Source organism: Kribbella sp. NBC_00662, assembly GCF_041430295.1.
In the GTDB taxonomy this organism is placed as follows: Bacteria; Actinomycetota; Actinomycetes; order Propionibacteriales; family Kribbellaceae; genus Kribbella.
Window position 1 is genome coordinate 4670065 of the sequence record NZ_CP109029.1, and the last position, 13930, is coordinate 4683994.

The following is a 13930-nucleotide window of genomic DNA, read 5'->3' on the forward strand; positions in this document are numbered from 1 at the left end:
ACCGAAGCCCAACCCACGAACCTCGAACCCGCCTGCGACTACCCCGCCTGAGACCGAGCCCGTTGCAGCTGAGCCGCCTGCGGTCGAGCCGGTTGCGGGTGAGCCGGTCGATGGGCGTTTGCTTGGGCCGGCTGCGGCGGGGTGGGTGGCCGCGGTTGTGTTGGTTGGTCAGCGGCCGGTTGTCGGTGTGGGCGTGGCCGCAGTTGCCTTTGTGGTTGCCATCGTGCTTGCCCTGGTCCTACGCAGCAGACCGGCACACCCTAGGCGGACGGTCGGGTGGACGGCGGCTGGGGCCTTGGTAGTTGTCGCTGGCTTGGGGATCGCCGCGGCGCTGCAGTCCGCCAGCCTTCGAGCAGGGCCGGTCCGAGGGCTCGCCGCGGCATCGGCGACGGTCAACGTCCGGCTCAAGATCGAAGGAGATCCATCGCTTCGCCAGAGCACCACCAGCCGGCGGCCGCCGTACGTCGTCGTCAAAGCGACCATCGAGGAGGTACGCACCCACTCCAGCTCGACCGGCACGACCAGGACCCGCATCCGTACGCCGGTCTTCGTCATCGGGACCGTGAAGTGGCAGACCGTCAGATACGGCCAGCACGTCGACGCGACCGGGAGGTTGGAAGCGGTCGAAGACGGCTCGGATGTCGCCGCGATGCTCTCGACTCGTTCGCCGCCGCGGATTGTCGACCAACCACCGTGGTGGCTGCGAGCCGCCGAGCAGGTCCGCGCCGGTCTCCGCAAAGCCGTAGCCAACGAACCCGACGACGTACGCGGCCTCGTCCCAGCGCTCGTGATGGGCGACGTGTCCGGGGTCTCCTCCGAGCTGAACGATGACTTCCAGACCACCGGCCTCACGCATCTCTCCGCCGTGTCGGGGACGAATCTGACGCTGCTGCTCGCGTTCGTGCTCCCGTTGGCGCGGCTGGTCGGAGTACGTGCGCGCGGTCTGACTGTGGTCGGCGTGATGATGGTCGTGGTCTTCGTCATCCTCGCCAGACCGCAGCCGAGCGTGCTTCGAGCGGCCGCGATGGGCCTGATCGCGCTGGCCGCGATGACCAGCGGGGGAGCCCGGCGTCGCGCCGTACGCAGCTTGTCGGTCGCGGTGATCGTGCTGCTGCTTCTGGACACGTCGCTCGCGCGTTCGGCCGGGTTCGCGTTGTCGGTGCTCGCGACCGCGGGCATTGTTCTGCTCGGGCCTGGCTGGCGGGACGCGTTGGCGAGGTGGTTGCCGGGGTGGCTGGCTGATGCGATCTCGTGCCCGCTCGCTGCTCAGCTCGCGTGTACGCCGGTGGTCGCGTGGCTCTCGGGACAGGTGTCGTTGGTCGCGGTTGCGGCGAACCTGTTGGCCGGACCAGCGGTCGGCCCGGCGACGATCCTCGGCTTCGTCGCGGCCGGCGTCGCCTTGCTGAGCACGGAATTGGCTCAGCTGGTCGGCTGGGTCGCGGGCTGGCCTGCTCGCTGGATCATCCTGGTCGCCCGCGAGGGCGCCGACCTCCCGGGTGCCGCCAACGCGTGGCCGGCGACCGTGGTCGGGATCGTCGTGCTCACACTGCTCTGCTTGGCGCTCGTGCTCGGTCTGCACCGCATCCTGGCGCGCCCGATCGCGATGATCCTGGCAGTGGTGGTGCTGGCGGTCGTCGTACTGCGTCCGGTCGGCTCGCTAGGTTGGCCGCCCGACGACTGGCTCTTCGTGGTCTGCGATGTCGGGCAAGGGGACGGGTTGGTACTGCGAGCCGGGGAGGGTACGGCGGTCGTCGTCGACACCGGTCCGGATCCGGCCGCGATGGATCGATGTCTGCGGGACCTGGGGATCAAGCACATCCCGGTGCTCGTACTCAGCCATTTCCATGCCGATCACGTCGGCGGGCTGGCCGGCGTACTCAACGGGCGGAAGGTCGATGAGATCGAGGTGACGCCGTACTTCTCGCCACGAGCGGAGTACGACCGGGTCGTCGAGCTCGCATCGCACCATGGGTAGGCCTGCGGACGGTCACGTTCCACGAGCAGCGGGTCGTTGGTCAGCTGAGTTGGACCACGCTGTGGCCGGCGAAGGTGCCGGCGCTACCTCCGCCCGGCACGTCGTCCGCGACGTCCTCGGACGAAGGCTCCCCGGAGAACAACGCCAGCATCGCGATGATGGTCGAGGTTGCCGGTCTCCGCATCCTGCTGACCGGAGACCTCGAGCCTGAGTCACAACGAGCCGTCCTGGCGTCGGGTGTCGATCTGCGGGCAGATGTCCTGAAGGTCCCGCACCATGGGTCAGCCCAGCAGGAGCCTGAGTTCATCGCCGCCACCCATGCCCGCCTGGCTCTCATCTCTGCCGGCCGCGACAACGACTACGGCCATCCGGCCCCCAGGACTCTGGAGCTCCTGTCCCACGACGCGATCCGAACTGCCACCACCAACGTCAGCGGCACCCTCGCCGTGACCAACCCCGACAACCATCTGGCGCTCGCGACATCGCATCCTGCGCCGTGACGAACCGGGCAGCGTGTGGGGGAGGTGGCACACGGGGAAGGGAAGGCGGCAGAGCGGAGCGGGCGGGTGCGAGTGGCGGATGTGAGTGGCTGGCGTGACTGGCTCGTGTGACTGGCTCGTGTGAGTGGCTGGGGCTAGGCGAACGTGATGGCTGAGGTTGGGATGGTGTTTTCGGGTTGGTCGCCCAGGGACCAGGCGGCTACTCGGGAGACCACGTGGGCTGGGATTTCTTCGGATACGCCGACGACCGCGGGGATGTTGTAGGTGCCGTGGGCGTCGTGTGGGAGGAGCACGTGGTAGCCGCGGGCCAGTGCGGTCTTTGCGGTTGCGGCGACGCACATCTCGGACATGACGCCGCAGATGGCGAGCGAGCGTACGCCGGCGGAGACCAGGATCTCCCCGAGCGATGTCCCGTCGAAGCCGTCGTCGCGCGGCTTGCGGACAACGTGCTCTCGCGGGCCGGGCTTCAGCGGCAGGTGCAGCTCCCACCCAGGTGTCCCGGGCTCGTCGTCGGCGCCGGGTGGGCCGTCGTTCTGCAGATGTACGACGACCGCGCCGGCTTCACGCGCCCGGTCGAGTAACTCGCCCACCCGCTCCAGTAGCTGATCAGCTCCAGGTACGGCATCGGCGCCCGAGACGAAAGCAGTCTGCATGTCCACGACGATCAGCGCCTCGGCAGGTTGGGTCATGGGGTCATCTTGGTCGGTTCGGCGAGGGTGCGCACTCGGATTGTCGGAGTGGCGTGGGATGCTGACGGGGTGGCTGCTCGTAGAGGTTCTGCGCCGAAGCTCGGTGATGTGTTGCTGGTGACCGGGGCCGAGTCGTTCCTCGCGGATCGGGCGGTGCGGTCGGCGATCGCGGCGGTGTCGAAGGGCGCCTCCGATGTCGAGGCGACCGATGTCGACGCGGCCACGCTGGACGTCGGCGTGTTCGCCGAGCTGACCGGGCCGTCGTTGTTCGCGAGCGAGCGGGTGCTGGTCCTGCGATCGCTGGAGAACCTGCCGAGCGAGATGGTGCCGCATCTGCTCGAGTACGCCGGTTCGCCGTCGGACGACGTACTCGCGGTGCTGGTGCACTCGGGCGGTCAGAAGGGCAAGGGCGTTCTCGACAAGTTGCGGAAGGCATCGGTCAACGAGGTCGTCGCGACGGCGCCGAAGGCGTGGGAGCTGCCGCAGTTCGTGGCGGGGGAGATCCGGCTGCACGGCGGGACCGTGGACGAGGGTGCGGCGTCGGCGCTGGTGGACGCGGTCGGGCATGACCTGCGGGCGTTGGCCGGAGCGTGTTCGCAGCTGGTGTCGGACTCTGGCGGTCAGGCTGTGACCGCCGAGCTGATCGGGCAGTACTTCGGTGGGCGCGCGGAGGTCACGAGCTTCGCTGTTGCGGATGCGGCGATCGCCGGGCGGACCGAGCCGGCGTTGGAGCAGCTGCGGTGGGCGCTGGACTGCGGGGTTGCGCCGGTGCTCGTGACGAGTGCGATGGCGGGCGGGTTGCGCGGGCTGGCGAAGTACTCGAGTGCGCCGAGCGGGATGCGTGAGGCGGATCTGGCCCGCGAGGTCGGCGTACCGCCGTGGAAGCTTAAGCAGCTCAAGCAGCAGTCCCGTGGGTGGACTCCTGGCGGACTCGCGACCGCGATCAAGGCCGTCGCTCAGGCCGACGCCGACGTCAAGGGTGCGTCCGGTGATGCCGGGTACGCCCTCGAGCGCATGGTCCTGACCATCACCCGAGCCCACGGCCGCCGCTGACCGAGCCCTGGGCTTCGCTCGAAGCGAGCCTGCTAGAACCGTGGTTCAGGCATGCAAAAACGATCGGCCGGTCGTTGGGGACGGGCCGATCGTTCGGGGGCCGCGCGGCGGGCGCGCGGCCGGGGCCTCAGAGGGAGGCGGCCTTCTTGAAGAGGGCCGACTTCCGGTTGGCAGCCTGGTTGGCGTGGATAACGCCCTTGCTGACGGCCTTGTCGAGCAGGCGGCCGGCCTTGCGGGCGGTCTCCTGGGCCTTGTCGGCCTCACCGGCCTCGACGGCCTCGTGGAAGCGGCGCACAGCCGTCTTGAGGGTCGACTTCACCGACTTGTTGCGAAGTCGCGCAGCCTCGTTCTGGCGGTTGCGCTTGATCTGGGACTTGATGTTCGCCACGAAGAAGAGCCTCGATCAGGTGTGTGCGGTCAATACGGAAGGTGTCGCGGCGCACGGCTATACACCGCCCGTGGGCGCGCGAAGAGCCAGATTACCAACAAGCCGACCCCAGCTCCAAACTCACTCCGGCCGGAGGGCCGACTCGGCGGTGGATTTCAGCCGGGTGAGGGTGGTGTGGATGCCCGCTGCGTTGCGCGGGATGCGGTTGCCGAAGATCGGGCGGAAGGCCGCCCGCAGGACTGCAGGACGGTGGTCGGTCCAGGATTCGGTGACCTCGCAGCCGGCTCCGGTCGCGGTGAACTCGTAGTCCCAGAGCGAGATCGGGATGGGGCCGAAGTGGATGGAGAAGGCGAACCGGCGGCCGGGCTCGGCGGCGACCACGCGGCCGAAGGTGAACCAGCGGACAGCACCGGCCCGGTTGTGACCGATGAAGCGCGCCCCGACCGCGGGCCCGCTGGAAGGTGTCCCAGTGGTGCGCGACCAGGTGACGTGGGTGCACTCGGGGCTCCACTCGTTCATCCGGGGTAGATCGCTGACCAATGAATAGAGGGTCTCGGCGGAGGCGGCTACCGAGATGGACTCGGTCAGATCGGGCATCGGGTTTTCCCTTGCTGTCGGCATCCGTCCGGTCCGAGCGTGACATCGAGGCGGGCGCGACGGCATACTCGGGGCCCCGCGAGCCCCCAGCTCCACCATCGCGCTGCCCAAGCCCTGGAGGAACTCCGTGACCCGCAAACGCCCGGCGATCATCGTCGCCACGGCCCTGATCGCCGCGACGGCCGGCGTACCGCTGCTCGTCAACGCCGCCAACGCCAGCCAACCGGCGACCCAAGCGACGCCCGAGATCAAGCGCTCCGAGACCGGGTCGTACATCGTCCAACTCGACGACTCCCCGGTGGCCGAGTACGACGGCGACATCGCCGGCCTCGCCGCCACCAAGGTCGCGCCTGGCGGCAAGTTGCTGAAGACCGCGGCCCCGGTGGTCGACTACGTCAAGCACCTCACGAACGAGCGCGACGAGCTCCTCACCAAGCGCAAGATCACCAAGCTCTACGACTACAACTACACGTACGCCGGTTTCTCCGCCCAGATGTCGTACGACGAAGCCGTCAAGCTGGCCAAGTCATCGGGTGTGAAGAGCGTCGAGCCGAGCGAGATCGAGCACGCCGACACCGTCGACACCCCGCGTTTCCTCGGCCTGTCCGGCAAGGGTGGCGCGTGGCAGCAGGCCGGCGGCGTCGACAAGGCCGGCGACGGCGTCATCATCGGCATGATCGACTCCGGATACACGCCGGAGCGGCCGAGCTTCGCGCCGATGAAGACCACCAAGCAGTCCGACGCGATCGTCGCAAAGAAGTGGAAGGGCACCTGCCAGGCCGGCGAGGAAGCGCCCGTCACCTGCAACAACAAGGTGATCGGCGCCCGCTACTTCGACAAGGGCATCGGCACCCGTCCGATCCCGGAGGAGTACAAGTCGCCGCGTGACTACGGCGGCCACGGCACGCACACCGCGAGCACCGCAGCGGGCAACTACGGCGTCGAGATGAGCGTCATGGGCCGCGACTACGGCAAGGGCTCCGGGATGGCGCCGCATGCCCGGCTCGCGATCTACAAGGCGCTCTGGGCGGTCGACGCGACCGGTGGCGGCAGCGGTACGGACGCCGACATCGTGGCGGCGATCGATGCCGCGGTCGCGGACGGCGTGGACGTCATCAACTACTCGATCTCCGGCAGCGGTTCGTCGTACGTGAATGCCACCGGGCTCGCGTTCCTCCGGGCGGCCAAGGCGGGTGTCTTCGTCGCGACCAGCGCCGGCAACACCGGTCCGGGCGAGGCGACCGTCGGCAAGACGTACCCCTGGGTGACTTCGGTTGCCAACGGCACCCATGACCGCGACATCCAGACCAAGCTCACCCTGGGCGACGGCAAGACCTACACCGGCGCGGGCATCGGCGCCGGCGTGCCGAGCGCGCCCGTGATCCTGGCCAAGGACGCCGGTCTCCAAGGCGCCGACCCGGCCAATCTCACGCTCTGCCAGGCGAACACGCTCGACCCGGCGAAGGTCACGGGCAAGATCGTCGTCTGCGACCGTGGCGTCAACGCCCGCGTCGACAAGAGCCTGCAGGTGAAGAACGCCGGCGGCATCGGCATGATCCTGCTCAACCTGACCCCGAGCACGCTCGACTCCGACCTGCACTCGGTCCCGACCGTCCACCTCGACGACAAGGCCGCGCCGGAGGTCAAGGCGTACGTCAGCGGCACCACCAACCCGACCGCGACCATCAGCGCGGGTACGCCGGTGCGCGTGAACGCCCCGATGGTGGCTGCCTCGTCCAGCCGCGGCCCGTCCCCGGCCGGCAACGGTGACCTGCTCAAGCCGGACGTGATGGCGCCGGGTACGAACGTCCTGGCCGCGACGACCGCGTTCAGCGCGGCCGGTGGCGAGTACGCGTTCATGAGTGGTACGTCGATGTCCACGCCGCACGTCGCGGGTATCGCCGCCGTACTCAAGGCCAAGCACCCGACGTGGTCCCCGATGGCGATCAAGTCCGCGATGATGACGACCGCGACCGACAAGGACACCGCGGGCAAGCCGATCAAGAACGACTCCGGCTCGCAGGCCAACCCGTTCGGGTACGGCGCCGGCCTGGTCCAGCCGAAGCTGGGGATGGACCCGGGCCTGGTCTACGACTCGACGTACACCGACTGGACGAAGTTCGTCTGCGGTTCCGGTCAGGTCCCGGCCACGCACGAGCTGTGCGCGAACGGCAAGATCGACCTGAGTGACCTCAACTACCCGACGATCGCGATCGGCGACCTGGCCGGCAAGCAGACCGTGACCCGGACCGTGACGAACGTCGGCAAGCTGCCGGAGATCTACTTCCCGAAGGTCGAGGGTCTGAAGGGTCTCAAGGTGACCGTGTCGCCGCGGATCCTGATCACGCTGCCGGGCCGCAGCACGACGTACAAGGTGACGTTCGAGAACAGCGGGGCTCCGCTGGAGCAGTACTCGTTCGGCCGCCTGGTCTGGAAGTCCGCGAAGCACTCCGTGGCCAGCACGCTGGCGATCAAGCCGTTGACGGTCAAGGCACCGACGCAGGTCAACGGGACCGGGACCAGCGGCTCCGTCCAGGTGCCGGTGACGGCCGGGTACGCCGGGACGCTCAACACGACTGCCGTCGGTCTGGACGCGGCCGCGGTCGGCGAGGCGGCGCTGAAGAACCCGGGTGGCGTGGCGTTCCCGACGACCGCCCCGAAGGCGAACGACCACGTCGCGAAGTTCACGGTCAACGTCCCGGCCGGTACGACGCACGCCAGGTTCTCCACGTTCGACGCGGACTACCCGGCAGGGACTGACCTGGACGTGTTCGTCTACCAGGCCGGTACGACGACGCTGCTCGGTAGCAGCACAGGCGGTTCGGCAGAGGAGGAGGTCAACCTCCCGCGGCCGGCTGGCGGCCAGGTGGACGTGTACGTCGACCTGTATGCCGGAGCGAACGAGCAGACAGTCAAGCTCAACCACTGGGAACTGCAGAAGGCCGCCGGCAACCTGACGGCCACGCCGGCCACCCAGCAGGTGACAGTCGCCGGTCAGACCAATGTCACCGCATCCTGGACCGGCCTCACCGCCGGCACGAGGTATCTGGGCCAGCTGCGCTTCTCCGACGGCGCAGACGGCTCCGGCTCCACCATCGTCCGGGTCGACAGCTAAGAGACGACGTCGGCCCAGCACGCCAAACCAGCGTGCTGGGCCGATTCCCAACAATCAGGGCTGTACTTGCTGGATCATCTCGTCGGGCTTGGCTACCGCGACCTGCTTGCATTCGCCGGTCCCGACCGCGCACCGGAACAGCTTCTGCGCCGGACCGGACTCGTCGACCACGATGATGTTGTCCGGGTCCTCGAAGATCGCGTTCTCGAACCACTTCGCCGTGGCCGGAAGCCTCATCTTCGTCACCTTCCCGGTGCTGATGTCGACGGCGACCCCGATGTTGCTGATGGTCATCGTCGCCCCGTCCGGCGACACCGACACGTACGCCGCGGCCGCCGGGGCCTTGAAGCAGTACTCACGCTTCGACTCGAGCCCCTTGGCTCCCAACGTGGCAGCTGTGACGCAGGACTGGTCGCCCTTGAAGGTGATGTGCGTGACGATGTTGTTGCTGCGCGTCACGTGCAGGCTGCTGGGGCCGAATGTCCCGACCGTTCGGACATCCGTCGATCCGGGCTGCCAGAGCTTCACGGGCACCGGGTCCGGTGAGTGCTCGTCCAGCCAGATGCCGTCCTTGTTCCAGCCGATGAGTTCGAGGTTCGGGGTCTTGACGGTGAGGCTCGACACCTCCTTGCCGGTCCTGACGTCGACGACGGCCACTCGATTCTCGGCCCGGCCGTACTTCGAGAGCGCGACGGCGAACTGTTGCCCGTCGGGTGAGACCCACGGGTCGGAGCCCCCGAGCGGCCCGAGCGGCCGGACCTTGCCGCTCGTCGAGACGATGGCGACCTGTGCCTTGTCGGGATCGGGATAGCCGGTGTTCACGAGCCAGCCGCCGGCGGTCCGCGCGACGACGTTGCCCTTCACACCCGGGTTCTTGACGGTCTTGCCGCCGTCGTGGACAGCCGCCCACCAGGTGTCGAGTGGGTTGTCCGGGTTGTTCTGGACGAGAGTCGTGTACGGGATCTTGGGTGCTCCGGCCGAAACCGGACCGATCGCCGGCAGGCCGCTGACGGACGGCTGGTCGTCGTGCTTGGTCAGGCCGTGCAGGAACGGGATGGCCAGGGTCAGTACTGCCGCGATACCGGCCGCGGCGAGTGCCATCGGCGCCCAGCGGCGGTGGGTGGAGGTGCCGGTGCTGTCCAGCTCCAGGCCGGGGCCGTGGGCGGAGTCTGGCACGGTGTCGGCCTTGGCGTTCAGGTAGTCGCGCAGACGGGTCTCGGTGTCGTTCATCGCAGTTCCTCGAGTTTCTTGGTGAGAGCCGTCAGGCCCCGCGACGCGGTCGCCCTGGCGGTGGACGGGCTGATGCCGAGGATCTCGGCGATCTCGTCGAACGGGAGGTCCAGGTAGTAGCGCAGTACGAGCACCTCACGGGCCCGGGTGGGCAGCCCCTGGAGTGCCCGGCGTACCTGCAGACGAGCCTCCCCGAGTACGGCGGTGCTCTCCGCGGAGTCCTCCGGTGCCTGGTGCGGCGGGGTGTAGAGGCGTGCCACCCGGCGGCGCCGCAGCGTGGACCGGCTCGCGTTGAGCACGGTCGAACGCAGGTACCCCAGGGCCTTGCCGGAGTCCCTCAGCGGCCATCGCCGGTACAGCTGGGCGAACGCCTCCTGGACTATGTCTTCGGCTGTTTGTCGGTCATCGATCACCAGGACGGCCAGGCGCACGAGACCGCGCCATTCCCGGCCGTAGAGCACCGTCACGGCGTCACGTGCCTCGTCGCCGGCCGCCACCTGGTGAGGATGCTTCTCCATACTCACCACTAGATTCGTCACACCCTGAGAGACGTCCGTCCGCCGGGGATGCTGCATCAGAGGCGGTGGCGTACCCAGTCGAGGTGGACCAGAGCCGATTCGCGCTGCCAGGTGCGAATCGTCGGCAGCCCGGGCGGCGCCGGCTGAGCGGCTCCCCACCAGAGGCCGCCGGCAATAGCGGTGATGAACCCGGTGATCCCGTCGTCGGCAGGCAGCTCCGGCAGTACGACGGACGCACGCATCTCCGCCTGCAGGATCACCGTGTCGGTCCACCGCGGCCCCAGGCCCGGGTGCGCCCAGTCGATGAACACCACCCGGTCGTCGGTCAGGATGATGTTGTCCGCCCGCAGGTCGTAGTGCGCCAGCGCCTTGCCCTCGGCCAGCGCGCGGAGCCCGGTCTGCGCCAGCTCGGCGAACTCCTCGACCCGGCCGTCCATCCAGGACGGTACGGTGAGACCGTCCTCCAGCACGTTGTTCCACCGACTCAGGAAGTCGTGACTGCGAACGGCGATCACAGGCGCGTCCGGCCACGGCGACGGGTCCAGAGCGTCGGTCAGCTCCGCAACCGCGTCCATGACCCGGTCCGCGTCCGCCTGCTCCCACGGGTGCGCGGGCAGTCGTCCGTCGATGTCCTCGAACAGCAGTCCGACCCAGTCGCCGTCGTCGTACACCTCGTAAAGCTGCGGCACCATCGGCAGCGGGCCGATGGCCTGCATGGCGGTGATCTCCTGGCGGAACAATTCCGGCGTTTTCGGGTTCAGCGACGTACCGACGGCCTTGACGAAGGCTCTGCGGCCCGAAGCGGTCACCAGGCGGGCGGCGACGCCGGGGGAGAACCCGCCCTGCTGTGTGGAAGCCGATACCACCGCTGAGCCGAGCGCACGCTCAACCCAGTCCCGGACCGACACGGGCATCTTCTCGTAGGGCAGCCTGACCCCAGCAGCGTGCGCCATGCCTCACTACGCTAGCGGGCCCCTGCCACTGATTTTCGAATCTGCTGGACCCGCATGGGATGATTGACGGGATATATCACCCAAGACCAAGAACTGGATCCCCTCCGTGCCCGTTGGCCCCACGAATGTGCCGCAGCCGGGTCGTACCGACCCGTCGCTGATCCGGAACTTCTGCATCATCGCCCACATCGACCACGGCAAGTCGACGCTGGCCGATCGGATGCTGCAGATCACCGGCGTGGTCGACGACCGCTCGATGCGGGCGCAGTACCTCGACCGGATGGACATCGAGCGCGAGCGCGGCATCACGATCAAGTCGCAGGCGGTCCGCCTCCCGTTCGCGCCGGGTCCGGACACCCCGGGCGGCCTGCTGGCGCCGGACGGCACGACGTACATCCTGAACATGATCGACACGCCCGGCCACGTCGACTTCACCTACGAGGTCTCGCGGTCGCTCGAGGCGTGTGAGGGCGCGGTCCTGCTGGTCGACGCCGCGCAGGGGATCGAGGCGCAGACCCTGGCGAACCTGTACCTCGCGCTGAACGCCGACCTGCACATCATCCCGGTGCTGAACAAGATCGACCTGCCCAGCGCGCAGCCGGAGAAGTACGCCGCGGAGCTCGCGCACATCATCGGGTGCGACCCGTCCGACGTGCTCAAGGTCTCCGCGAAGACCGGTGAGGGCGTCGAGGACCTGCTGAGCGAGATCGTCGCGCAGGTCGAGCCGCCGAAGGGCGTGAAGGACGCGCCGCCGCGGGCACTGATCTTCGACTCGGTCTACGACACCTACCGCGGCGTGGTCACCTACGTCCGGGTGGTCGACGGCGAGCTGATCCACCGCGACCGGATCAAGATGATGTCGACCGGCGCGGTGCACGAGATGCTCGAGGTCGGCGTGATCTCGCCGGAGCCGATGAAGACGCCGAGTATCGGCGTGGGTGAGGTCGGTTACCTGATCACCGGTGTGAAGGACGTCCGCCAGTCCCGCGTCGGCGACACCGTCACCTCGTCGGTGCACGGCGCGACCGAGGCGCTCGGCGGCTACAAGCACCCCCAGCCGATGGTGTACTCCGGGCTGTTCCCGATCGACGGCGACGACTACCCGACATTGCGGGACGCCCTCGAGCGCCTGCAGCTGAACGACGCCGCCCTGCAGTACGAGCCGGAGACCTCGGGCGCGCTCGGGTTCGGCTTCCGCTGCGGGTTCCTCGGGCTGCTGCACATGGAGATCGTCCGGGAGCGACTCGAGCGCGAGTTCGATCTGGACCTGATCTCGACCGCACCGAACGTGGTCTACCGGGTCGAGATGGAGGACGGCAAGGAGTACGTCGTCACCAACCCGAGCGAGTTCCCGGAAGGCAAGATCGCCGATATCTACGAGCCGGTCGTCCGCGCGACGATCCTGAGCCCGAAGGACTACATCGGCGTCATCATGGAGCTGTGCCAGTCCAAGCGGGGCAACCTGCTCGGGATGGAGTACCTGTCCGAGGACCGGGTCGAGCTGCGCTACACGCTGCCGCTGGCCGAGATCGTGTTCGATTTCTTCGACCAGCTGAAGTCGAAGACGAAGGGTTACGCGTCGCTGGACTACGAGCCCACCGGCGAGCAGTCGGCCGCGCTGGTCAAGGTCGACATCCTGTTGCAGGGCGAGACGGTGGACGCGTTCTCCGCGATCGTGCACCGCGACAACGCTTATGCGTACGGCGTCGCGCTGGCCGGCAAGCTCAAGGAACTGATCCCGAGGCAGCAGTTCGAGGTGCCGATCCAGGCCGCGATCGGGTCCCGGATCATCGCCCGCGAGTCGATCCGCGCGATGCGCAAGGACGTCCTGGCGAAGTGCTACGGCGGTGACATCACCCGGAAGCGCAAGCTGCTCGAGAAGCAGAAGGAAGGCAAGAAGCGGATGAAGATGGTCGGCCGGGTCGAGGTCCCGCAAGAGGCCTTCATCGCCGCCCTCCGCACGTCCGAATCGGCCGAGAAGGCAGGCAAGAAGTAGGTGCTTGTCGAGATTCCACCAGGCCTGTTTGCAGTTGCTACTCGTGGGCAGGACTGGGCGGACTGGCTCGATCGGCTGCCGCGGCTGACCCGCGACCTGCTCGCTGAGTGGCAGTTGCGGGTCGACGGTCCGTCGTTCTACGGGAATTGCGCGCTGGTCGTGCCGGTGATCACGGCCGACGGGCAGCGGGCCGTGCTGAAGGTGCAGTTCCCGCACCTGGAGGCGGAGACCGAGCACCTGGCGTTGCGGACCTGGGCCGGTAACGGCGCCGTCCAGCTGCTGCGGGCGGATCCGCGCCGGTTCGCCTTGCTGCTCGAGCGGTTGGAGTCGCGGGACCTGACCACGATCGACGCGCTCGACGCCTGCGAGATCGTTGGCCAGGCCTACAAACGACTGCATGTCACCGCGGGTCCGCAGTACCGGCCGTTGTCGGGGGAGCTGAAGCGTTGGGTGGAGGGCTTCCGCAGGTTGCCCGCGTCGGCGCCGGTGCCGCATCGGTACGTCGAGCAGGCGATCTCGTTGGCGGAGGACTTCGTCGCTGACCCGGCCACCGACGGCCGGCTGATCCACACCGACCTGCATTACGAGAACATGCTGGCCGCGGAACGCGAGCCCTGGTTGGTGATCGACCCGAAGCCGCTGTCCGGCGACCCGCACTTCGAGATCGCACCGCTGATCTGGAACCGCTGGGAGGAAGTAGTTGCCGCCGGCGACCTTCGGTTCGCGGTCCGGCAACGGTTCTACACCGCGATCGACGCGGCCGGCCTGGACGAGGACCGCGCTCGCGACTGGGTGATCGTCCGGCAGATGGTCAATGTTCTCGGGACGCTCGAGAACACCGACGGCACACTGCCGCAGGACTGGCTGACCCGCAACATCGCGATCGTGAAAGCGATCCAGGACTAAACTCCACACC

At 68.2% G+C, this 13930-nt stretch carries 12 protein-coding genes; 6 read left to right on the plus strand and 6 right to left on the minus strand.

Annotated features, from left to right (window positions below; genetic code table 11):
• The first annotated feature begins 295 nt into the window (after nucleotides 1-295).
• Nucleotides 296-1975, plus strand: a complete 1680-nt coding sequence (locus OHA10_RS23500) for a ComEC/Rec2 family competence protein (RefSeq protein WP_371400919.1) — start codon at nucleotides 296-298, stop codon at nucleotides 1973-1975.
• Between the two features lie 74 nt (nucleotides 1976-2049).
• Nucleotides 2050-2475, plus strand: coding sequence for a ComEC/Rec2 family competence protein (locus tag OHA10_RS23505; RefSeq protein ID WP_371400920.1), 426 nt, complete (start codon nucleotides 2050-2052; stop codon nucleotides 2473-2475).
• A 134-nt stretch (nucleotides 2476-2609) separates the two neighbouring features.
• Here OHA10_RS23505 and OHA10_RS23510 read toward each other — a convergent pair whose 3' ends face one another.
• Entirely contained in the window at nucleotides 2610-3164 is a 555-nt protein-coding gene (locus tag OHA10_RS23510) for a cysteine hydrolase family protein (RefSeq protein ID WP_371400921.1), read from the minus strand.
• Nucleotides 3165-3233: 69 nt separating this feature from the next.
• Here OHA10_RS23510 and holA point away from each other — a divergent pair, with 69 nt between their 5' ends.
• A complete protein-coding gene (gene holA, locus OHA10_RS23515; protein ID WP_371400922.1) occupies nucleotides 3234-4217 on the plus strand; it encodes a DNA polymerase III subunit delta in 984 nt (327 codons plus the stop codon).
• A 127-nt stretch (nucleotides 4218-4344) separates the two neighbouring features.
• Here holA and rpsT read toward each other — a convergent pair whose 3' ends face one another.
• The gene (gene rpsT / locus OHA10_RS23520) at nucleotides 4345-4605 is read right to left on the minus strand and encodes a 30S ribosomal protein S20 (RefSeq protein WP_134097262.1); all 261 of its coding nucleotides are present in this window, start codon (nucleotides 4603-4605) and stop codon (nucleotides 4345-4347) included.
• 120 nt (nucleotides 4606-4725) lie between these two features.
• Nucleotides 4726-5202 carry an SRPBCC family protein gene (locus OHA10_RS23525; protein ID WP_371400923.1) on the minus strand — a complete coding sequence of 159 codons (477 nt, stop codon included), beginning with the start codon at nucleotides 5200-5202 and terminating at the stop codon, nucleotides 4726-4728.
• A gap of 127 nt (nucleotides 5203-5329) precedes the next feature.
• Here OHA10_RS23525 and OHA10_RS23530 point away from each other — a divergent pair, with 127 nt between their 5' ends.
• Nucleotides 5330-8317 carry a S8 family serine peptidase gene (locus OHA10_RS23530; RefSeq protein WP_371400924.1) on the plus strand — a complete coding sequence of 996 codons (2988 nt, stop codon included), beginning with the start codon at nucleotides 5330-5332 and terminating at the stop codon, nucleotides 8315-8317.
• Nucleotides 8318-8371: 54 nt separating this feature from the next.
• Here OHA10_RS23530 and OHA10_RS23535 read toward each other — a convergent pair whose 3' ends face one another.
• Genes OHA10_RS23535 through OHA10_RS23545 form a run of 3 tightly spaced genes read right to left on the minus strand, consistent with a single transcriptional unit; the run spans nucleotide 8372 to nucleotide 11018 of the window.
• Entirely contained in the window at nucleotides 8372-9547 is a 1176-nt protein-coding gene (locus OHA10_RS23535; RefSeq protein WP_371400925.1) for a hypothetical protein, read from the minus strand.
• On the minus strand, nucleotides 9544-10065 hold the full coding sequence (locus OHA10_RS23540; protein WP_371400926.1) for a SigE family RNA polymerase sigma factor: 522 nt from the start codon (nucleotides 10063-10065) through the stop codon (nucleotides 9544-9546). The genes OHA10_RS23535 and OHA10_RS23540 overlap by 4 nt, the downstream gene beginning before the upstream one ends.
• A 56-nt stretch (nucleotides 10066-10121) precedes the next feature.
• A complete protein-coding gene (locus tag OHA10_RS23545; RefSeq protein WP_371400927.1) occupies nucleotides 10122-11018 on the minus strand; it encodes a phosphotransferase family protein in 897 nt (298 codons plus the stop codon).
• 106 nt (nucleotides 11019-11124) lie between these two features.
• Between OHA10_RS23545 and lepA the strand changes: the two genes are divergently transcribed.
• Together lepA and OHA10_RS23555 are read left to right on the plus strand one after the other, a co-directional pair.
• The gene (lepA, locus tag OHA10_RS23550; protein WP_371400928.1) at nucleotides 11125-13014 is read left to right on the plus strand and encodes a translation elongation factor 4; all 1890 of its coding nucleotides are present in this window, start codon (nucleotides 11125-11127) and stop codon (nucleotides 13012-13014) included.
• Complete coding sequence (locus tag OHA10_RS23555; RefSeq protein WP_371400929.1) at nucleotides 13015-13920, plus strand: aminoglycoside phosphotransferase family protein; 906 nt, start codon at nucleotides 13015-13017, stop codon at nucleotides 13918-13920.
• Nucleotides 13921-13930: the final 10 nt, after the last annotated feature.